Genomic DNA, 20,130 nt, shown 5'->3' with positions numbered 1-20,130 from the left:
TGGTCAACCGGTGCTGGTCAACGGCCGTCGGTCAACTGGCGCTGGTCAACGACCGTCGGTCAACGCCCGTTGGTCAACCAGCGCTGGCCAACAGCTGTTGGTCAACGACCGTGTGCCGCAGGGCCGGTGACCGCGCGGCGAAGACCCCGCGCCCTGCGCAGGAGGCCGGGTGACCACACGCCGAAGACCGACTGTCCTGCCCCTGAACCCCGGCGACCACGGGCTGCGAACCGGATGACCACCCGCCGGAACCCCGGTGCCCGCGCGCCGGAGACCTCGTCCCCTGCGCCGGAGGTCCGGTGACCACCTGCCGCGAACCGGATGACCACCCGCCGGAACCCCGGTGACCACGCCCCGCGAGCCGGATGACCACCCGCCGGGTCACGGGTGACCGCACGCCGGGGCCCCGGTACCACGCACGGGAGGCCCGGTGGCCACGCGCCGGAGACACCGTGCCCCCTGGGCCGGGCACCCGCTGGCCGTGTAACGCAGGCCTGCCGGCCGTCGGTCCTCGCCCGTCGGGCCTCGGCCGTCGGCCGGTGGACGTCGGCCGGTGGACGTCGGCCGGTGGACGTCGGCCGGTGGCCGGTGGACGTCGGCCGGTGGCCGGTGGACGTCGGCCGGTGGCCGGTGGACGTCGGCCGACGACCGGTGAGCCCCGGAGGGTGCCCGCTCGGGGGCGATTGTCCCGGTTCTGTCACCGGACGGCGTCAGGCGCGGACGCCGGGAACCCTTCCCCGCACCGCGCGCTCTTTCCCCACGCACCGGAGCGGATCACCCACACCTCGAAGAACTGGAGAAGCCCGTGAACACGCCGAACTCAGCAGCGCGGCGCGCACTGGGGGCCTGTGCCGCCCTGATGGTCGGCGCCCTCGCCCTCACCGCCTGCGGCGGCAACGCCAACGCCGAGACCGACGGCAAGGGCGGCAAGAACGGCAGCGGCTCGGCCAGGACGTCCACGGCGAAGATCGCCATCTCGGCCGAGGACGGTTCGACGAGCGCGTCCATCAACGCGACCGGCGTCAAGGTCAGGGGCGGCAGACTGACCGACGTGAAGATGACGGTGTCGGGGAGCGGGGCCGTCGTGCCGGGGGCGATAGCCGCGGACGGCGGCAGCTGGCAGCCCGAGGCACAGCTGGAACGCGGGACGAAGTACCGGATCTCCGCCACCGCGAAGGACGCCAACGGGCGCACGGCCGCCGCCAACTCCATCTTCACGACGGTCTCCACGGGCAACAGCTTCATCGGCACGTACACGCCGGACAACGGCACCACGGTCGGGGTCGGGATGCCGGTCTCCTTCACCTTCGACAAGGCGATCAGCGAGCGGAAGGCCGTGCAGTCGCACATCAAGGTGACGTCCAGCAGCGGGCAGCAGGTGGTCGGGCACTGGTTCGGCGCGCAGCGGCTCGACTTCCGGCCCGAGGAGTACTGGAAGGCCGGCTCCAAGGTGACGATGAAGATCGACCTGGACGGCGTCGAGGGGGCGAACGGCGTCTACGGCGTGCAGAAGAAAAGCGTCACCTTCACCATCGGCCGGTCGCAGGTCTCGACGGTCGACGTCGGCACGCAGACCATGACCGTGGTGCGGGACGGCAAGACCCTCAAGTCGGTGCCGATCTCGGCGGGCAGCCCCGAGCACACCACGTACAACGGGCAGATGGTCATCTCCGAGAAGTTCACGCAGACGCGGATGAACGGCTCGACGGTGGGCTACGGCGGCGAGTACGACATCCCGGACGTGCCGCACGCGATGCGCCTGACGACGTCGGGGACGTTCGTGCACGGCAACTACTGGTACAACCGCGGGAATCCGCCCTTCGGTCGCGAGGGCACGAGCCACGGCTGCGTCGGGATGGCCGATGTGCAGGGCGCGCAGGGGGACACGACCGCGAAGTGGTTCTTCGACAACTCCCTGGTCGGGGACGTCGTGACGGTGAAGAACTCGCCGGACAAGACGGTCGCGCCCGACAACGGGCTGAACGGCTGGAACATGTCGTGGAGCGCGTGGACCGCGGGAAGCGCCGCGTGACACGGCGTCGTTGACGCCGGAGCGGACCGTGTGGGAACTTGCCGCGCGGTCCGCTCGTTTTTGTGTCCGTACGTTTTCTCGGTTCCCAGGAATGATGTCGGACCGAGGGGCTACGGTATGCACCCACAAGGTGACATGCAGCAACGCCGGGAGAAACCTTGAGCGTTCCGTACGAGACAGCAGCGTACGAACCACCCGAGTCGCCCGAGTCTCCGGAGGAGCACCTCGCGCGACTCCTCGGCCGTGCCCTGAACTCCTTCGAGCTGCCCGACGAGGCGATACGGCGGCTCGACTGCGCGCTGGCGCACGACAGTTCCCTGCACTCCGCGCACCACAGCGCGGGCCTGCACCGGGAGACGTACCGGCACACCTGGCTGCTCGCCGACGGCTCCGCGGTCACGCTGTGGGAGCTCGTGCACAACACCGCGCCGGGCAGCGTGCCCCAGCACGAGGTGTACGCCGACGAGGAGGAGCTGCGCGCGGCCACGGCGCGGCTGCCGTTGCCGCCGGACGCGCCGGACTTCGAGCTGCCGGTGACGGTCGGTCTGCCGCCGGTCCCCGAGCCGCGCCACGCGTACGTGCCCGACGACTCGGCGGATCACGCGCGGCGTCTGCTGCGGCGCGCGGAGAACGTGGACCTGCCCGGTCCCGAGCTCGCGTCCTTACTGTTGCGGACCGCGTTCGCGCACCAGATCACCCAGGCCTTCGGCCGCCCCTGCCGGGCGGGGCAGGTGGGCCTGTGCTTCTCGCTCTACGAGCACGCGTTCCTGCTCCGCGACGGCCGGGAGATCTCCCTGTGGGAGGTCGAGCACACGGCGACGCCGGACGGGCGGCACATGTGCGAGGTCTACCCGACGGAGGACGCGGCCCGCGCCGCGATGGAACGCCGGGCGGCACGGCTCGGCTGACAGAGCCGCCCCCGCCCCGGCGCACCCGGCGTCGACTCCCCCGCGTTCGCGCCGCTACGGGCGGCTGTCGCTGAACTGACGTACCAGGCCCGCGAACGCGGCGCGCTCCTCGGGAGTGAGCTCGACGGACTCGGCGACGGGGCCGGTGCGCCGTTGGCCGGGCATCGCCCGCAGCACGGTCCGGCGCGGCCCCAGGAGTCCCGCCGCGCGGGCCCGGCGCGTCAGACGGATCAGACCCACGGCCCAGATGACGGTCACGAGGGCGAGGACCGCCAGGCCTATCAGCTGGGAGATCGAGGCATGCTCAGGCATACGCTCCAGTAGACACCACGGTCCGGGGCCTAGGCCCCGGACCGTGACGTATATCGCAGATGCCTCGAAGGCGCAGATCTCTCGCAGGTGCGGTGAACGGCTCACCACCGCACCAATCGGGCGGACAGTGGCGGCGCGTCTCAGACCGCGACCGGCGCCGTGGTGTCGGCCTTCGCCGCTATGGGGCCCTCCGCGGCGCCCGCGCCGGCGCCCGCGCCGGCGGAGACCTGCTTCCGCATGCCCTTCAGGACGATCACCAGGGCGGTGGTGACACAGACACCGGCCGCGATGGCGATCAGGTAGAGGAACGGGTTGCCGATCAGCGGGACCACGAAGATGCCGCCGTGCGGGGCCCGCAGCGTGGCACCGAAGATCATCGACAGGGCTCCGGTGACCGCGCCGCCCGCCATGGCGGAGGGGATGACGCGCAGCGGGTCGGCGGCCGCGAACGGGATCGCGCCCTCCGAGATGAAGGAGGCGCCCAGGACCCAGGCCGCCTTGCCGTTCTCGCGTTCGGTCGGGGTGAAGAGCCTGCCGCGCACCGTCGTGGCGAGGGCCATGGCGAGCGGCGGGACCATACCCGCCGCCATCACGGCGGCCATGATCTTCATCGCCGAGTCGCTGGGGCTCGCGACCGCGATACCGGCGGTGGCGAAGGTGTACGCGACCTTGTTGACGGGGCCGCCCAGGTCGAAGCACATCATCAGGCCGAGCAGCGCGCCCAGCAGGACGGCGTTGGAGCCGGTGAGGCCGTTGAGCCAGTCGGTCATGCCCTTCTGCGCGGAGGCGATGGGTTTGCCGATGACCACGAACATCAGGAACCCGACGACCGCCGCGGAGATCAGCGGGATCACCACCACCGGCATGATGCCGCGCAGCGCCGCCGGGATCCTCACCTTCTGGATCCCGAGCACCACCCCACCGGCGAGGAGACCGGCGGCCAGTCCGCCGAGGAAGCCCGCGTTGATGGTGAGGGAGATCGCCCCGCCGACGAAGCCGGGCACGAGACCCGGCCGGTCCGCCATGCCGTAGGCGATGTAGCCGGCCAGCACCGGGACGAGGAACCCGAAGGAGACGCCGCCGATCTGGAAGAGCAGCGCGCCCCAGCTGTCCGCCTGGGTCCACACGAAGTGGTCCATCACGGACGGCGCCTTGTTGATCTGATAGCCGCCGATCGCGAACCCGAGGGCGATCAGCAGACCGCCTGCGGCGACGAACGGGACCATGTAACTCACGCCGGACATCAGCCACTTGCGGAGCATCGTGCCGTAGCCCTCGCCGGAGACTCCGGCGCGCTCCACCGGCGTGCCCGCGGCGGAGCCCGCGGTGACCTCGCCGCGCTCGGCCTTGCCGCGGACCTCGGAGATCAGCTCGGCGGGACGGTTGATGCCCGCCTTCACCCCGACGTCCACGGTCGGTTTCCCGGCGAACCGGTCCTTGTCCCGTACGGGCACGTCGTGCGCGAAGATCACGCCGTCCGCGGCCGCGATGACCGCCGGGTCGAGCCGGGTGAATCCGGCCGATCCCTGGGTCTCGACGACGAGTTCGACGCCCGCGGTGCGGCCCGCGTTCTCCAGCGACTCGGCCGCCATGTAGGTGTGCGCGATACCGGTGGGGCAGGAGGTGACGGCGACGATACGGAACGGACGATCGCCGCTGGTGCCCGTGGCGGTGTCGGCGGAGGCCGCCGCCGACACCGCCACGGAGTCCTGGGAGTCCCCGGCCGCCCTCGCGGTATCGGCCGCGTCGGCTCCCTTCGCGCCGCCCCCGGTCGCCCCCGAGGGCGCGCCCGCGTCGACGGCCGGAGCCGAACCGGTGGCCGGTGCCGAACCGGTGGCCGAGGCCGAACCGGTGGCCGAGGCCGAAGCCGAGCCGGTGCCCGGAGCCGCGGTCGCCGGGACCTCGTCGCCGCGGATGAGCGCGGCCGCCGTCGTCGCGTCGTCGACTCCACGCAGCGCGGTCGTGAACTCGGCGTTCATGAGCTGGCGGGCCAGCGACGACAGGATCGTCAGATGCGCGTCGTCGGCGCCCGCCGGAGCGGCGATCAGGAAGATCAGGTCGGCGGGTCCGTCCGGCGCCCCGAAGTCGACCCCGGCGGCGCTGCGGCCGAAGGCGAGCGTCGGCTCGGTGACATGCTCGCTCCGGCAGTGCGGGATGCCGATGCCGCCGTCGAGACCGGTCGGCATCTGCGCCTCGCGGGCGGCCACGTCGGCGAGGAAGCCGTCGAGGTCGGTGACCCGGCCCTCGGCAACCATGCGCTCGGCGAGGGCGCGTGCCGCCGCCTCTTTGGTCTCGGCGGACAGGTCGAGATCGACCAGGTCCGCGGTGATCATCTCGCTCATCGCGGGCTCCTTCGCACGCGTATCGCCCCTGGGGAGTGGGCGGGGGTGGGGACGGGGGTGAAATCCGGGGCGGGGCGGGGGGTGGGGACGGAAGTGGCGCGGGCGGGACCGGGGAAGTCCCGCCGTTCCGGGGCTCGTTCGGGAGGCACCTCGGGAGGGCCCCCGGGAACCGGGCCGGGAGCGCGGCCCGGCGTCCGCGACGGCGGCCCGGGAGGCGCGCCGGGGCGAGTGGGCCCGCTGCCGGCGACGGCACCCGTCATGACACCGGCTCCCTGAGGACGCGGTCCACGGGGATCTCCGTCGTCACGGTCACGGCGGAGGGGTCGAGATCGCCCGGCCCCGGCATGACGCTGCCGGGCAGCTGCACGGCGGCGGCACCGTGGGCGACGGCGGAGGCGAGGGCTTCCGGTCCGCGGCCACCGGCGATCAGGAACCCGGCGAGCGAGGAGTCACCGGCGCCCACGTTGCTGCGTACGGCGTCCACCTGGGCGCTGCCGAACCAGGCTCCCGAGTCGTCCACGAGCAGCTGCCCGTCCGCGCCGAGGCTCGCGAGCACGGTGCCCGCGCCCATCGTGCGCAGCTCCTCGGCGGCCTTGACCGCGTCGCCCACGGTGATCAGGGGACGGCCGACGGCTTCCGCGAGTTCCTCGGCGTTCGGTTTCACCACGTCGGGCCGCTCGCGCAACGCCGCGAGCAGCGCCGGTCCCGAGGTGTCCAGGGCGATCCGGGCGCCCGCCGCGTGAGCGCGGGAGACGAGGTCGGCGTACCAGGAGGGGCCGAGGCCGCGCGGCAGGCTGCCGCAGCAGGTGATCCAGTCGGTGTCGCCGGAACGGTACTGCCGGCGCACCGTCTCCAGCAGCTCCTCGGCCTCGGCGGCGGAGAGTTCGGGGCCGGGCGCGTTGATCTTCGTCAGGGTGCCGTCGGGTTCGGCGACCGAGATGTTCGACCGGGTGGCTCCCGCGACCGGGACCGGCGCGACCTCGATGCCCTGGGCGTCGAGCAGTTCGGCGACGAGCGCTCCGGGCGCGCCGCCCAGGGGCAGCACGGCGACGGTGCGGCGTCCGGCCGCGGCGACGGCGCGTGAGACGTTCACGCCCTTGCCGCCCGGGTCCACACGCTCGCCGGTGGCCCGGTTGACCTCGCCCCGGTCGAGCGAGGGGACCTCGTAGGTGCGGTCGAGGGAGGGGTTCGGGGTGACGGTGAGGATCATGCGCGTACTACTTCCGTGCCCCCGCGCTCGATGGCGGTGGCGTCTTCCGGGCTCAGACCCGTGTCGGTGATCAGCAGGTCCACGTCGCCCAGGTCGCCGAAGCGGGCGAAGTGCTCCTGGCCGTGCTTGGAGGAGTCGGCGAGCAGCACCACCCGGCGCGCCGCCCGGACGGCCGCGCGCTTCACGGCGGCCTCGGCGAGGTCGGGGGTGGTCAGCCCGTACTCGGCGGAGAAGCCGTTGGCGGCGATGAACAGGACGTCGGCGCGGATCTCTCCGTACGCCCGCAGCGCCCAGGCGTCGACGGCGGCGCGCGTACGGTGCCGGACGCGGCCGCCGACCAGGTGGAGCTGGATGCCGGGATGGTCCGCGAGGCGGGCCGCGATCGGCAGGCTGTGGGTGACGACGGTGAGCGTCGCCTCCAGCGGGAGATCACCGGCGAGGCGGGCGACCGTGCTGCCCGCGTCGAGGATCACCGTGCCCTCGCCGGGGAGTTCGGCGACGGCGGCCAGCGCGATGCGGTCCTTCTCGTCGGCTGCGGTGGACTCGCGCTCGGCGAGGTCCGGCTCGAAGTCCAGGCGCCCGGCGGGTATGGCACCGCCGTGCACCCGCCGCACGAGGCCCGCTCTGTCGAGGGTCTTCAGGTCCCGCCGGATGGTCTCCGCGGTGACCTGGAACTCCTCGGCCAGCGACAGGACGTCGACCCGTCCGCCGTCGCGGGCCAGCCGGAGGATCTCCTGCTGCCGCTCCGGTGCGTACATGTCCGTTCGCCTCCGACTGGTGCCCGAATCTGTGGTTTCAATCGGAGGCTACGCCTGGATTTCGGGAAAGTAAACAGGTTCGGATACGCGACGGACACAAACGGGCATCCATGCTTCGTGAGGGGGCGGCCCGGAGGCAGGGAGTGGCACGCGGTGCCGGGCTCTCACCGACGGCCGTCCGGTCCCGCGGGCGTCCGCCAGGGACAGAAGCCGGAGCCGGAACCGGAACCGGAGAAGAGCGCAGGGGGCTCACGCAGGCATCGGCAGAACCCGAGGGAGCGTCCGAGGCTCGCACCTGGACACCGCCCGCGCCCAACGGCCCGTGCCCGCCCTCCGGTGACGGAGAACGGGCACGTGACCTGGGCGCGGACCCTCGGCGGGCGCTCGCCGCCGGACGTCCCGGGAGGATCAGCCCGTCATCGCCGGCCGGCTGTCCTCGGGGTCGGACACCGCGGCACCCCCCACCGGACCCGACCCGCCGTCCCGCGCGTCGGCCGGGGAATCCTCGGCCATGCCCTCCACGTGCTGTGCCGGCCGCTTCGGCAGGGCGAACATCAGCAGGAAGATGGCCGCCATGACCGCCGCGACCCAGCCCAGCGCGTACTCGAAGGCGTTCCCGAAGGCCGGGCCAACCTGAGGCGGGGTGAGCCGGTCGGCGATGCGGCCGAAGAAGAGGACCGAGACCAGTCCGAGGCCGAGCGCGTTGCCCATCTGCTGCACGGTGTTGATGAGACCGGAGGCCGAACCGGCGTGCTCGCGCGGCACCTCCGACAGCACCGCGTCGGTCAGCGGGGCCACGATGAAGCCCATGCCCGCGCCCATGACGACCAGCGGAAGGGCCATCTGCCAGGAGGCGATGGACATGCCGTACCGGTCGGACTCCCAGATGTAGAGCAGGACGCCGACCGCCATGATCAGCGCGCCCGCCTGCAGCACCTTGCGCCCGAAACGCGGGACGAGCAGCTGGACCGACATACCGGCCGCGGCCGAGACCGCGATCGAGAACGGCACCCCGGTCAGTCCCGCCCGCAGTGCGCTCCAGCCGAGCCCGACCTGCATGTACAGCGTCCAGACCAGGAAGAAGACGCCGAGGGCCACCCCGAAGACGGTCTGCACCGCGATGCCGGCCGCGAAGCTCTTCACCCGGAACAGCGACATCTCGATCAGCGGCGACCCGTCCCGTGCGGCCTTCCGCCTCTCGTACATCACCAGTCCCCCGAACACGACGAGGGATCCCGCCATCGACAGATGTCCCCACAGCGGCCAGCCCAGCTCGCGCCCGCGGGTCAGGGGGTAGAGCAGCATCAGCAGGGCCAGCGTCACGAGGGCCACGCCGACGAGGTCGAGCTTGAGGGCCTTCGGGGCCCTGGACTCACCGATGAAGCGCCGTCCCAGGATCAGCGCGGCCACCCCCACCGGCAGGTTGATCAGGAAGATCGGCCTCCACTCCAGGCCGAACAGGTTCCACTCGGTGAGCAGCGCGCCGAGGAGCGGACCGGACACGGCCCCCAGGCCGATGACCGCACCGAAGAGACCGAAGACCTTCCCCCGCTCGTGCGCCGGGAAGGTGGCGTGCACGATCGACAGCACCTGCGGCACCATCATCGCGGCCATCCCGCCTTGGAGGATCCGGGAGGCCACCAGCATCTCCGGGTTCGCGGCGAAGCCGCACAGCGCCGAGGCGACCGTGAATCCTCCTATGCCGAGGAGGAAGACCCGCTTGCGGCCGTGGATGTCGCCGAGCCGTCCACCCGTGATGAGCCCGGCGGCGAAGGCCAGCGCGTAGCCGGCGGTGATCCACTGGATCTGGCTGAACGAGGCACCCTCGTCCCGCTGGATCGAGGGGATGGCGATGTTGACGATCGTGACGTCGACCAGGTCCATGAAGGCCGCGGTCATCACGATGGCCAGCGCGAACCAGCGCCGCCGGTCGGCCGCGCCGCCCGGGCCGTGCGTCTGCTCGGCCGCGCCGAGGGGAGGGGTGTCCGTGGAGGTCATGGGAGAAACGTAAGGGCCCGTTAGGCCAGATCGTGTCCTAGATGTGCGGCACGCTGGGAAACATGACGACGGACACGCCCGCCCGGCTTCTCCAGCTGCTCTCGCTCCTCCAGACGCCCCGCGAGTGGCCCGGCGGTGAGCTGTCGGAGCGGCTCGGGGTGTCCCGGCGCACCGTTCGCCGCGACATCGACCGGCTCCGCGAGCTGGGCTATCCCGTGCAGGCGACGAAGGGCGCCGACGGCGGGTACCGGCTGGTGGCGGGCAAGGCGATGCCTCCGCTGGTGCTCGACGACGAGGAGGCGGTGGCCATCGCGGTGGGTCTGCGGGCGGGCGCCGGGCACGCGGTCGAGGGCGTGGACGAGGCGTCCGTACGGGCCCTTGCCAAACTGGAGCAGGTGCTGCCGTCCCGGCTGCGGCACCGCGTGTCCACCCTGCAGGCCGCGACCACCCCGCTGACCAGCGGCGACGGGGCGAGCATCGCACCCGAGACCCTGACCGTGATCGCCTCCTCGGTGGCCGGCCACGAGCGGCTGCGGTTCGCCTACCGCTCCGGGGACGGGACGGCCTCGCGGCGGCAGGCCGAGCCCTACCGGCTGGTGTCCACCGGCCGTCGCTGGTACCTCGTGGCCTACGACCTCGACCGCGCCGACTGGCGCACCTTCCGCGTCGACCGCGTCAGCGAACCCTTCGCGACGGGCGTCCGCTTCACACCGCGCGAGCTGCCGACCGGGAACGCCGCGGAGTATCTGCGTCAGTCGGTGTACCGGCGCCAGGAGACGTACGAGTTCGACGTCACCTTCGCCGCGCCCGCCGCGTTCGTCGCGGCCCGGCTGCCCCGGTGGCTCGGCTCACCCGAACCGATCGACGAGCACAGCTGCCGGCTGCGGACCTCCTCCGGCGACTCGGTGGAGTGGCTGGCCGTGCGGATCGCCCTGGTCGACTGCGAGTTCACGGTCCACCGGCCCTCGGAACTGGTGCGCCACATAAGGGACTTGGGCGAACGCCTGACGCGGGCGACGGGCGGGGCGGAGGACTACGAGAACGTCGTCGGGTGAGATGCCGCTCCCCGGACACGGCGAGGCAAGGGGGACGCCGGGCAGGCCGGGCACACCGAGTGCGCCGGACATGCCGCGTGCGCCGAGTGCGCCCGATTCGCCGGGGATACGAGACGTGTCGGGGTGCGCCGACACGCCGGTCCCGGGCCGTGCCCGTTCAGGCGGCGTCCCAGGGGAAGTCGCGCAGCGCCTCGAGGTGGCTCAGCGCTCGCGGTACCGGCCCGGCGGGGCCGTCGGCCGGATCGTCCCCGGCGGCCCAGGTCTCCACCGCCACGCGCACCGCCGCACCGGCGACCGCGGCACCGAACCGGACCCCGGCGGCCGCCACGTACGGGCCCGCGCCCCGGGACACCGCCCCACCGAACACCGCCCCACCGGAGGCCGCATCGCCGGACACCGCGCCTGCGGACGCCTCCCCGTCCGCCGGCACCGCGCCGCCGCGCGCTCCGGCCTCCACGGCGTCCCGTGTCGCGGAGAGCCGCGCCGCCAGGACCTCCACCAGCGTGCGCTCCGCCCCCTGGCACGCCTCGCCCCACACTCTGCGCAGGGCGGGGCTCCCCTCGGCCAGGCGGAGCAGGGAGCGGACCCACTCCATGGACTCAGGCCGCACCCCGACCCCGGGGGTGAGGGTCCGGACGACCGCGTGGCGCAGCGCGTCGGGGACGGACAGGCCGGCCGGGGCGTCGCGTACCGCCTCGGCCCACTTCTCGGCGCCCGCGGAGAACAGCGGGCCGAGGGCCTCCTCCTTGGAGGCGAAGTAGCGGTAGAAGGTGCGCGGCGCCACCCCGGCGGCGCGGGCGACGTCCTCGGCGCGGGTGGCCCGCAGTCCGTGCCTCATGAAGAGTTCCGCCGCGGCGCGGGCGATCTCCATCCGGGTGGCGGCCTTCCGCCGCTCCGTCAGCGAGAGACCGGCGACGGCACCGGCACCCTCGTGGAGGGAGTTCCCGGCGTGGGCGGCAGAGGCACGGGCGGCGGAGGCCGTGCGTTCGGTACCGGTCACGGTCGGCAGGTTATGCCTTTGTGGCAGACTCTGCCATCCGGGTCACCCCGGGGTTCAGGTACGGGGTGGCCCGTCGGCCTGCCCGGAACCCGTCGGCCTCCCCCGCACGAGGACAGCGACGAGGACGGTCATGACGAACACAGGGCAGGCACGAGGACGGACACGAGGACAAAAAGGAGCCGAGCCCCGGCGCCAGGGGGGGGAAGGCGCCGAAGCTCGGCTCTGGAAGAGTCCCGGCGCGGGGGGGGAGTGCGTCGGGACTCGGTTCTGGGGGGTCTGGGGCTGCGCCCGGGACCCTGAACCCTGGGCCCTGAGGTCTTGTGCCCCGGGCCCAGCGTGTTGAAGCGGCGTTACACGGCCATGTGCGGCCGGCTGTGGCCGCCCTCGAGCGGATACGGACCGGTGGCACCGCCCGGACCTGCCGGGCGGGTGCTTCGATCCCTACGAACCATACGCGGAACGGACCGGTATGAACCGCACGAACCGCGCGAACCGCGCCTCCTCATTACGTCGCTCTCGTCACGTGACCGCCGTCACGGCACCCGCGTCCCGCCGGCCTCGTCAGGCCGCCGCGTCGAAGCCCGTGTCACGGGCCAGTTTCTTCAGCTCCAGCAGCGCGTGCTTCTCGATCTGGCGGATGCGCTCACGGGTGAGACCGTGCTCCTTGCCGACCTCGGTGAGCGTGCGCTCGCGGCCGTCCTCGATGCCGTACCGCATCTTGATGATCGAGGCCGTGCGCTGGTCGAGGCGGCCGATCAGGTCGTCCAGCTCCTCGCTGCGCAGCAGCGTCAGCACCGACTGCTCGGGCGACACGGCGGAGGTGTCCTCCAGGAGGTCGCCGAACTGGGTGTCGCCGTCGTCGTCGACCGCCATGTTCAGCGAGACCGGGTCGCGGGCCCAGTCCAGGACGTCACCGACGCGCTCCGGGGTCGAGTCCAGCTCGGCGGCGATCTCCGTGTGATCGGGCTCGCGTCCGTTCTTCCGGTTGAACTCGCGCTGCACACGCCGGATCCGGCCCAGCTCCTCGACGAGGTGCACGGGCAGCCGGATCGTGCGCGACTGGTCGGCTATGGACCGGGTGATGGCCTGACGGATCCACCACGTCGCGTAGGTCGAGAACTTGAAGCCCTTGCGGTAGTCGAACTTCTCGACGGCGCGCACCAGGCCCGCGTTGCCCTCCTGGATCAGGTCCAGCAGCGGGAGGCCGCTGCGCGGGTAGCGGCGCGCCACCGCGACGACCAGCCGCAGGTTGGAGCGGATGAAGACGTCCTTGGCCCGCTCGCCCTCGGCGATGAGCGCCTCTAGTTCCTCACGGGTCGCGTCCGCCTTGGGGGCATCCACCTCGCCGTCGATGATCTGCCGCGCGAACACACCCGCCTCGATGGTCTGGGACAGCTCGACTTCCTTGGCGGCGTCGAGCAGGGGTGTGCGCGCGATCTCGTCGAGGTACATGCCGACCAGGTCGCGGTCGGCGATTTCGCCGCCTCCGGCGCGAACACTGCGGGCCGCGTCGCCGGTCTCGCCGGTGGCGGACTGACGACGGGCGACGGCACGGGTTGCCATGCGTGCTCCCTTGCGATGGTTGGCTTGCGGGTCCTGGTGGCGGATCGGCCACTCATCCGAGTGCCCGGCATCCGAAGGAAACAACGACTGGAATCCGGACAGAATTCCCAACCCGATCCCCTATTTTTCTGACCATGCAGTACCCTATGCCGCCACAGCAGGGGGTCAGACGATGCCAGAACGTACAGATGTGCAGGTCAGAGCCGGAACCGAGGGCGATCTCGACTCTCTCACCGAGATCTACAACCACTACGTACGGGAGACGCCCTGCACGTTCGACACCGTGGTCCTCACACCGGAGGAGCGCCGTCCGTGGCTGCTCTCCCACCTGCAAGACGGCCCACACCGCCTGATGGTTGCCACGGACACGGCCCCAGGGCCGGGGGGCGCGGGACCGGCGGGCGCGGGGCCGGCCGGTCGGATTCTGGGATACGCCACGTCCAGCGGCTTCCGCCCGAAGCCCGCCTACGCGACCTCGGTGGAGGTCTCCGTCTACCTCGCCCCCGGCGCCGGGGGCCGCGGCGTCGGCACGCTCCTCTACGAGGCGCTCTTCAGGGCGCTCGCCGGTGAGGACCTGCATCGCGCGTACGCGGGCGTCGCCCAGCCCAACGAGGCGTCCGTGCGGCTGCACGAACGCTTCGGGTTCCGGCACGTCGGCACGTACCGGGAGGTGGGCCGGAAGTTCGGCCGCTACTGGGACGTCGCCTGGTACGAGAAGGACCTCTGAACCGTCCGAGGACGACCGGGTCCCGCCCCCGGGCCGGGCCGCCGGGCCCGAGGCGGACTCAGCCGAACTGGACCGACCGTTTCGCCAGCCCCATCCAGAAGCCGTCGATCACGGACTTCTGACCGTCGAGCTCCCCCGTGGCGTCGGCCGCGCCCATCGTCACGAACAGCGGGGCGAAGTGCTCGGTCCGGGGGTGGGCCAGCTGCCCGGCCGGCGACTTGCGGGTGAAGTCGAGCAGCGCGTCCCAGTCGTGGGCGTCCAGCGCCCGGTGGCCCCAGTCGTCGAACTCCGCCGACCAGGACGGGACGCCGCCCTGCCGCAGCGCCGCCAGGTTGTGGGTGAAGAATCCGGAGCCGACGATCAGGACGCCCTCGTCACGAAGAGGGGCGAGTCTGCGGCCGATGTCCATCAGCTTCACCGGATCGAGGGTCGGCATCGAGATCTGCAGGACGGGGATGTCGGCCTCCGGGAACATCTCGACCAGGGGCACGTAGGCGCCGTGGTCGAGGCCCCGGTCCGGGATGTCCTGGACGGGGACACCGGGTGCGCGCAGCAGCTTGCGGACGGACTCGGCGAGCCGGGGAGCACCGGGGGCCGCGTAGCGCACGCGGTAGTAGTGCTCGGGGAAGCCCCAGAAGTCGTACACGAGCGGTACGGTCTCCACCGCGCCGAGCGCCAGCGGCGCCTCCTCCCAGTGGGCGGAGACCATCAGGATCGCCTTGGGGCGGGGCAGTTCGGCGGACCAGGCGGCCAGCTGGCCGGGCCACACCGGGTCGTCGGCCAGCGGCGGGGCGCCATGACTGAGATAGAGAGCGGGCATGCGCTCCTGCGGGGCGCGCTCCTCGGTGACGTCAGACGGGGCGACAGACATGGCGGCTACTCCCTCCGGGGGATTCGTCGTAGGACCGATCAGCCAGTTGTTTGAACTCTCAAGCTTTTATCCCGGACTCTACCCCTGACTTGTTCAATATTCAAGAAGAGGCTCGTACAGTGGAGTACATGAACACGGCATCCGCACCGGCCGAAGAGCCGCGCTGGCTCACCGACGAGGAACAGCGCACCTGGCGTGCCTACATGCACGCCGCGACCCTCCTCGAGGACCATCTCGACCGGCAGCTGCAGCGCGACGCGGGAATGCCGCACGTCTACTACGGTCTGCTCGTCCAGCTGGAGGAGGCGCCGCGCCGGCGCCTGAGGATGACCGAGCTGGCCATGAGCGCCAAGATCACCCGCTCCCGGCTCTCGCACGCGATCGCCCGTCTGGAGAAGAACGGCTGGGTGCGCCGGGAGGACTGTCCCTCCGACAAGCGCGGCCAGTTCGCGGTGCTCACCGACGACGGCCGGGAGATGCTGCGCAAGGCCGCCCCGGGCCATGTCAGCGCCGTACGCCAGGCCTTCTTCGACCGGCTCACCCCCGAACAGCACCAGGCCCTCGGCGACGCCATGCGCGTCATCGCCGAGGGACTCCAGCCGAAGGACGCGGGCGCGGACCTGCCCTGGCTGCGGTAGCCACCGCGGCGACGCCCCGCCGGACGCGCGCGGACCGGACGCGGACGCGGGTCCGCCCCGGCTCCGACGAGGTCGGAACCGGGGCGGACCCTGGGATTCGTACGGGCGAGGCGTCCCCACCCCGCGCCCGTACGCGAAGTACCCGGGGGACGGGTGATCAGTGGGCGATCACCGGCACCTTGATCTCGTCCTCGCTGCCCTCACCGGAGCCGACGGTCGACGACATGTCCGGGCGGCCGGTGTTGACGAGGGTCACGGCGATCGTGGCGGCGACCACCAGGATGCCGACGGCGAACCAGATCGCGTTGGTGTACCCGTCCACCAGACCCTGCAGCTGGACCAGCTGCTGCTGCGGCTTGGAGGTGGCACCACCGATGTGGTCGGCGATGTACGAGGTGGTCGCCGAGGCGGCGATCGTGTTCAGCAGCGCCGTACCGATCGCGCCGCCGACCTGCTGCGAGGTGTTGACCATCGCGGAGGCGACACCGGCGTCCTGCGGCTGGACACCGTACGTGGCCAGGGACATGGCCGGCATGAACGCCGTACCCATGCCGAGGCCGAGCAGCAGCTGGGCCGGGAGCAGCAGACCCGCGTACGAGGAACCGATCTCCATCTGGGTCAGCAGCAGCATGCCGATCGCGGCGGTCAGGAAGCCGGGGGCCATCAGCAGCCGGGGCGGGACCCGGGTCATCAGGCGGGCGCCGATCTGCGTGGAGCCCGTGATCATGCCCGCGATCATCGGCAGGAAGGCGAAGCCGGTCTTCACCGGCGAGTAGCCCTTCACGATCTGCAGGTAGTAGGTCAGGAAGAGGAACAGGCCGAACATCGCGATGATCGCGAGGCCGAGGGAGAGGTAGACACCGCCGCGGTTGCGGTCGATGACCACGCGCAGGGGCAGCAGCGGGGCCTTGACCTTGGACTCGACGAGGACGAAGGAGGCGAGCAGGACCACCGCGGCGACGAACAGGCCGATCGTGCTGGAGTCGCTCCAGCCGGCCGACTCGGCGCGGGTGAAGCCGTAGACGAGGGAGACCAGGCCGAGGGTGGACAGGACCACGCCCGGGATGTCGAGCGCCGAACGGTTGCGGCCGCCGGCCGGCTCACGGATGACGAAGTAGGCGCCGAGCGCGGCGATGATCGCGAACGGGATGTTCACGAAGAACGTCCAGCGCCAGTTCAGGTACTCGGTGAGGAATCCGCCCAGGATCAGACCCACGGCACCGCCACCACCGGCGATCGCACCGTAGATGCCGAAGGCCTTGGCGCGCTCCTTGGCGTCCGTGAACATCACGGCGAGCAGGGAGAGCGCGGCGGGCGCGAGCAGCGCGCCGAACGCGCCCTGCAGGGCACGGGCGCCGAGCAGCAGGGCCTCGCCCTGTGCGGCACCGCCGAGCGCGGAGGCGCCGGCGAAGCCGATCAGGCCGGTGACGAAGGTGCGCTTGCGGCCCCACAGGTCGGCGATGCGGCCGCCGAAGAGGAGCAGGCCGCCGAAGGCGAGGGCGTAGGCCGTGATGACCCACTGCCGGTTGCCGTCCGATATTCCCAGGTCACGCTGGGCGGAGGGCAGCGCGATGTTCACGATGGTCGCGTCGAGGACGACCATCAGCTGGGCGAGCGCGATGAAGGCGAGGGCCTTCCAGCGGTTGGAATGCGCGTCGGCCGCTGCCGCCGCCGCTGTCGGTGTTGCTGATGAAGACATGGGGATACCCACTCCGGTACTTCGCAGTGAAAAAAGGTGAGGGAAAGAGACGGCTCGTCCTCGTCGACGGCCGAAGGCTTCGGGGACGTCCGGAACCCGGATCACGGGCTGCCGGACTGTGCGTCATGAACTACGCGCCTGGGACTACGGGCTCATGAACGGGAGGTCATGGATCACGGACTACGGGCTATGGACTGGGGGCCGCGGGTCACGGGCCGGCGGTCGGACGGCCGGGCGGCCGGACTGTCGACCGGTGTCGCGCCCCGCACTCGTCGCTCGGGATCGGTCAGGCTGTTCTCAGGCCCTCCATGGTGGCCGCCACTCCGGGCAGTTCGGAGCGGGCCGGTGCCCGCAGACCGTCCAGGAACAGCTGCAGATGACGGTGTACGAACCGGTCGATGCCCTGGCACGCGGTGCCGGGCAGCGGCCGGGTGAGCTGGCTGACGGCGACCATCAGGTCACCGGACTCCACGTCGGAGCGCAGTTGGCCGGCCTCCCGGGCACGCTTCATCAGCGCTTCGATCAGGTGCACGGTCCGCTCCCGCGCCGCGTACAGATCCGGGTGGTTGTGACCGAAGGCCGTGGAGAGCATGGGGCACAGGGCGCCGATCCGCTCGTCCGCCGCGAAGTGCACGAAGCGGCTCAGCGCGTCGAAGGCGTCGCCGCCCTCGGCGAGTGCCGCCTCGATCCACTCCGACGTGCGGTCCATGACCGAGCAGACGACCTCTCGCGCGAGCGCGTCGCGGTCGGGGAAGTTGCGGTACACCGTGGCGTTGCCGACACCGGCACGGCGGGCGATCTCGTCGAACGGCACCTCGGAGCCGAACTCGACGAACATCTCGCGTGCGGCGGCGACGATCCGCTCCCGGTTGCGCAGCGCATCGGCCCGGGGCCGGGGCATCCGACGCTTCACGGGGGTGGCGGTCTCCACGGCGTCCTCCTCGGAAGCAGGTAGGGAATCTGGGTGCGATCCGGGGATTCGCTCCCCGTTTCACTCGGACACCTATGCCAAACGGGGAAACCATCCCCGGTTATTTCCCCGACCTCCCCCCATTTCCTGTGACCCGCGTCACACCTCCTTCGCCGAGAAACCCACGATCGGGCTCCTCCAGCGAGCGCCCGCGCATCCGCAGACACAGGGTGATCGCACAGGGCGCAGTCGGTGAACGGGCGGCTGCCGTGAGCGAAGGACCCCTGCATGGAGCCGACCTGCCACCGGATACGCCGGCGCCGCGTGGCCGCCCTGGCCACGGTGACCCTTCTGACGCTGGCGGTCAGCACCTCCGCCGGCACCGGGCACCTCACGGCGGGCTCCACGGCGGCGGGCTCCACGGCGGGCCGCTCGACAGCACTCGGTCCCTGCATGATCAGCGGCTCGAAGGGCGTACAGATGGGGGAAGGGATACCCACCCTGCCCGGCTACGCCCGCTCCACCGGCACGGTCCGGGCCCTCACCCTGATGGTCGACTTCTCCGACGCGCCCGGTCAGGGCAGCGCGCTCGACCGGCTGGGCGAGTTCTTCCCGCAGACCCAGGACTGGTTCCGCACCAGCTCCTACGGCCGCCTCGACTACCGCCCCGAGACCCCGATACGCCACTGGCTGCGCATGCCGAAGCCCTTCAGCGCGTACGGCATAGAACGCGGCGCCCCCTTCGATCCCGGGTACCGCGGCCTGGTCCAGGACATCGTGGCGGCGGCCGACCCCGAGGTGGACTTCCACGCGTACGACCTTCTGAACGTGCTGGTGACGCCGAACGCCGGGCCCTCCGCCCTGGACACCGTCCTGTCCGTCACCTTCGCCGGCAACGCCGAGGCCCCGGTCGCCGACGGCGTCGCCGTCTCCAACGCGTCCTTCGTCTACAGCCGCCAGGACGACGGCTCCGGCTCCTACGCCGACACCGGTTACCGGGTGCTCCCCCACGAGAACGGGCACACCTTCGGCCTGCCCGACCTCTACACCCAGGACGGCGGCGGCTCGGTCGGCCACTGGGACATCATGAGCGAGGACTGGGGCGCCGACAACGATCTGCTCGGCTGGCACAAATGGAAACTGGGCTGGCTCGACGACACGCAGGTCGGCTGCGCCGCACGGCCCGGGACCACGCGGTACACGCTCACCCCGCTGTCCCGGCCGGGCGGCGCCAAGCTCGTCTTCGTCCCCACCGGCGCCCGGACGGGCTTCGCCCTCGAACTGCGCACCGGCGGGGGCAACGACACCGCGGTCTGCCGCCCCGGCATCCTCGTCTACAAGGTCGACGCGGGCGTCGACACCGGGAGCGGCCCCATCACCGTCTACGACTCCCACGAGAACAGCGGCGGCTGCACCCGCAGCCCCAACGTCCACGCGGAACTCTCCGACGCGACCTTCACCCCCGGCGAGTCCTTCAAGGACCCGAGGACCGGCGTCACGGTGGCGGTCACGGGGACGGACTCCGCCGGGGACTACCAGGTGTCCGTGACACGGAGCTGAGGCCGCCGCGGGGGCGTGCGCGGGGGTGCCGGGTTCTCGTATCCGCGCCGGCGCCAGTGCCCGTGCCGGGCGCGCGTCGAGGGCGGGCGCGGGCCTCCCGTCGACGTCCGGCCGGCCTTCCACCCACGTCCGGCCGGTGTCCGGGAGCGTCCGGCCGGACCGGGCACGGAGGCCGCCGACCTGCTGAGTCGACCGGTCACGCACTACCGTGTCTCTTCCGGGTCCCCCGCGTCCGGAGAGCCCCGCCGGTCTCCGCCGGTCTCCGCCGGTCTCCGCCGGTCGCCTTCGATCCCCGTCCGATCCCCCGCCGATCCCCCGCCGATACCGCGCCGACCTTCCGCAGATCCCTTCCGGTCCCGGTCGAGTTCCGTTCCTCCGATCCCCGTCGACCCCGTTCCGCACCGAATCCGTCCCGAGCCGAATCCCGTTCCCACAGCGAACCCTGTTCCGAATCCTGCCGAGGGCCGCAATGAGCGAACCTTCCCCGAGAACCGCAGCGGGTCCCGGGGACCGGTCGCGCCGGGCCTCTCCCGAGAGCCGCAACGGA

The 20,130-nt window shown here is 71.9% G+C and carries 16 protein-coding genes; 6 read left to right on the top strand and 10 right to left on the bottom strand.

The features are described from left to right. Window positions 1-805: 805 nt before the first annotated feature. Together OG776_RS24170 and OG776_RS24165 are read left to right on the top strand one after the other, a co-directional pair. Entirely contained in the window at window positions 806-2,032 is a 1,227-nt protein-coding gene (locus OG776_RS24170; RefSeq protein WP_148008865.1) for a L,D-transpeptidase, read from the top strand. 158 nt (window positions 2,033-2,190) lie between these two features. Then, on the top strand, window positions 2,191-2,940 hold the full coding sequence (locus OG776_RS24165; protein WP_148008866.1) for a DUF6227 family protein: 750 nt from the start codon (window positions 2,191-2,193) through the stop codon (window positions 2,938-2,940). A 54-nt stretch (window positions 2,941-2,994) separates the two neighbouring features. Here OG776_RS24165 and OG776_RS24160 read toward each other — a convergent pair whose 3' ends face one another. The 5 genes from OG776_RS24160 to OG776_RS24140 all read right to left on the bottom strand — a co-directional run bounded on the left by OG776_RS24160 (window position 2,995) and on the right by OG776_RS24140 (window position 9,560). Continuing rightward, the gene (locus OG776_RS24160; protein ID WP_148008867.1) at window positions 2,995-3,252 is read right to left on the bottom strand and encodes a hypothetical protein; all 258 of its coding nucleotides are present in this window, start codon (window positions 3,250-3,252) and stop codon (window positions 2,995-2,997) included. Window positions 3,253-3,392: 140 nt separating this feature from the next. Next, complete coding sequence (locus OG776_RS24155; protein WP_329322522.1) at window positions 3,393-5,594, bottom strand: PTS fructose transporter subunit IIABC; 2,202 nt, start codon at window positions 5,592-5,594, stop codon at window positions 3,393-3,395. A 256-nt stretch (window positions 5,595-5,850) separates the two neighbouring features. After that, a complete protein-coding gene (gene pfkB / locus OG776_RS24150) occupies window positions 5,851-6,804 on the bottom strand; it encodes a 1-phosphofructokinase (protein ID WP_148008869.1) in 954 nt (317 codons plus the stop codon). After that, window positions 6,801-7,562 carry a DeoR/GlpR family DNA-binding transcription regulator gene (locus tag OG776_RS24145; RefSeq protein ID WP_148008870.1) on the bottom strand — a complete coding sequence of 254 codons (762 nt, stop codon included), beginning with the start codon at window positions 7,560-7,562 and terminating at the stop codon, window positions 6,801-6,803. Before OG776_RS24145 ends, pfkB begins: the two co-directional genes overlap by 4 nt. Before the next feature lie 408 nt (window positions 7,563-7,970). Then, a complete protein-coding gene (locus OG776_RS24140) occupies window positions 7,971-9,560 on the bottom strand; it encodes an MFS transporter (RefSeq protein ID WP_148008871.1) in 1,590 nt (529 codons plus the stop codon). Window positions 9,561-9,622: 62 nt separating this feature from the next. Here OG776_RS24140 and OG776_RS24135 point away from each other — a divergent pair, with 62 nt between their 5' ends. Next, window positions 9,623-10,615 (top strand): helix-turn-helix transcriptional regulator, encoded by a 993-nt coding sequence (locus OG776_RS24135; protein ID WP_148008872.1) that lies wholly within the window; start codon window positions 9,623-9,625, stop codon window positions 10,613-10,615. A 157-nt stretch (window positions 10,616-10,772) separates the two neighbouring features. Here OG776_RS24135 and OG776_RS24130 read toward each other — a convergent pair whose 3' ends face one another. Both OG776_RS24130 and OG776_RS24125 read right to left on the bottom strand, forming a co-directional pair. Further along, complete coding sequence (locus tag OG776_RS24130) at window positions 10,773-11,486, bottom strand: TetR family transcriptional regulator (protein WP_148009446.1); 714 nt, start codon at window positions 11,484-11,486, stop codon at window positions 10,773-10,775. Between the two features lie 690 nt (window positions 11,487-12,176). Beyond that, entirely contained in the window at window positions 12,177-13,178 is a 1,002-nt protein-coding gene (locus tag OG776_RS24125; protein ID WP_148008873.1) for a sigma-70 family RNA polymerase sigma factor, read from the bottom strand. A gap of 172 nt (window positions 13,179-13,350) precedes the next feature. Between OG776_RS24125 and OG776_RS24120 the strand changes: the two genes are divergently transcribed. Further along, complete coding sequence (locus tag OG776_RS24120; protein ID WP_148008874.1) at window positions 13,351-13,905, top strand: GNAT family N-acetyltransferase; 555 nt, start codon at window positions 13,351-13,353, stop codon at window positions 13,903-13,905. 58 nt (window positions 13,906-13,963) lie between these two features. Here OG776_RS24120 and OG776_RS24115 read toward each other — a convergent pair whose 3' ends face one another. Continuing rightward, window positions 13,964-14,776, bottom strand: coding sequence for a dioxygenase family protein (locus tag OG776_RS24115; protein ID WP_148008875.1), 813 nt, complete (start codon window positions 14,774-14,776; stop codon window positions 13,964-13,966). A gap of 128 nt (window positions 14,777-14,904) precedes the next feature. Between OG776_RS24115 and OG776_RS24110 the strand changes: the two genes are divergently transcribed. Next, the gene (locus OG776_RS24110) at window positions 14,905-15,414 is read left to right on the top strand and encodes a MarR family winged helix-turn-helix transcriptional regulator (protein WP_148008876.1); all 510 of its coding nucleotides are present in this window, start codon (window positions 14,905-14,907) and stop codon (window positions 15,412-15,414) included. A gap of 157 nt (window positions 15,415-15,571) precedes the next feature. Here OG776_RS24110 and OG776_RS24105 read toward each other — a convergent pair whose 3' ends face one another. Together OG776_RS24105 and OG776_RS24100 are read right to left on the bottom strand one after the other, a co-directional pair. Further along, window positions 15,572-17,113, bottom strand: a complete 1,542-nt coding sequence (locus tag OG776_RS24105; protein ID WP_148008877.1) for an MFS transporter — start codon at window positions 17,111-17,113, stop codon at window positions 15,572-15,574. A 286-nt stretch (window positions 17,114-17,399) separates the two neighbouring features. Beyond that, on the bottom strand, window positions 17,400-18,044 hold the full coding sequence (locus tag OG776_RS24100) for a TetR/AcrR family transcriptional regulator (protein WP_148008878.1): 645 nt from the start codon (window positions 18,042-18,044) through the stop codon (window positions 17,400-17,402). A gap of 267 nt (window positions 18,045-18,311) precedes the next feature. Between OG776_RS24100 and OG776_RS24095 the strand changes: the two genes are divergently transcribed. Beyond that, the gene (locus OG776_RS24095; RefSeq protein WP_148008879.1) at window positions 18,312-19,583 is read left to right on the top strand and encodes a M6 family metalloprotease domain-containing protein; all 1,272 of its coding nucleotides are present in this window, start codon (window positions 18,312-18,314) and stop codon (window positions 19,581-19,583) included. The last annotated feature ends 547 nt before the right edge of the window (window positions 19,584-20,130 follow it).

Source organism: Streptomyces sp. NBC_01689 (assembly GCF_036250675.1).
Lineage (GTDB): Bacteria > Actinomycetota > Actinomycetes > Streptomycetales > Streptomycetaceae > Streptomyces.
Note: the sequence above shows the minus strand (reverse complement) of the source record. Positions and strands in the feature narration are given on the sequence as shown.

What these genes read in the sequence shown, in the direction of transcription:
- OG776_RS24160 (WP_148008867.1), bottom strand. Translation starts at nt 3,252, where the DNA reads ATGCCTGAGCATGCCTCGATCTCCCAGCTGATAGGCCTGGCGGTCCTC.
- OG776_RS24155 (WP_329322522.1), bottom strand. Translation starts at nt 5,594, where the DNA reads ATGAGCGAGATGATCACCGCGGACCTGGTCGATCTCGACCTGTCCGCC.
- pfkB (WP_148008869.1), bottom strand. Translation starts at nt 6,804, where the DNA reads ATGATCCTCACCGTCACCCCGAACCCCTCCCTCGACCGCACCTACGAG.
- OG776_RS24145 (WP_148008870.1), bottom strand. Translation starts at nt 7,562, where the DNA reads ATGTACGCACCGGAGCGGCAGCAGGAGATCCTCCGGCTGGCCCGCGAC.
- OG776_RS24140 (WP_148008871.1), bottom strand. Translation starts at nt 9,560, where the DNA reads ATGACCTCCACGGACACCCCTCCCCTCGGCGCGGCCGAGCAGACGCAC.
- OG776_RS24135 (WP_148008872.1), top strand. Translation starts at nt 9,623, where the DNA reads ATGACGACGGACACGCCCGCCCGGCTTCTCCAGCTGCTCTCGCTCCTC.
- OG776_RS24130 (WP_148009446.1), bottom strand. Translation starts at nt 11,486, where the DNA reads ATGGAGATCGCCCGCGCCGCGGCGGAACTCTTCATGAGGCACGGACTG.
- OG776_RS24125 (WP_148008873.1), bottom strand. Translation starts at nt 13,178, where the DNA reads ATGGCAACCCGTGCCGTCGCCCGTCGTCAGTCCGCCACCGGCGAGACC.
- OG776_RS24120 (WP_148008874.1), top strand. Translation starts at nt 13,351, where the DNA reads ATGCCAGAACGTACAGATGTGCAGGTCAGAGCCGGAACCGAGGGCGAT.
- OG776_RS24115 (WP_148008875.1), bottom strand. Translation starts at nt 14,776, where the DNA reads ATGTCTGTCGCCCCGTCTGACGTCACCGAGGAGCGCGCCCCGCAGGAG.
- OG776_RS24110 (WP_148008876.1), top strand. Translation starts at nt 14,905, where the DNA reads ATGAACACGGCATCCGCACCGGCCGAAGAGCCGCGCTGGCTCACCGAC.
- OG776_RS24105 (WP_148008877.1), bottom strand. Translation starts at nt 17,113, where the DNA reads ATGTCTTCATCAGCAACACCGACAGCGGCGGCGGCAGCGGCCGACGCG.
- OG776_RS24095 (WP_148008879.1), top strand. Translation starts at nt 18,312, where the DNA reads ATGGAGCCGACCTGCCACCGGATACGCCGGCGCCGCGTGGCCGCCCTG.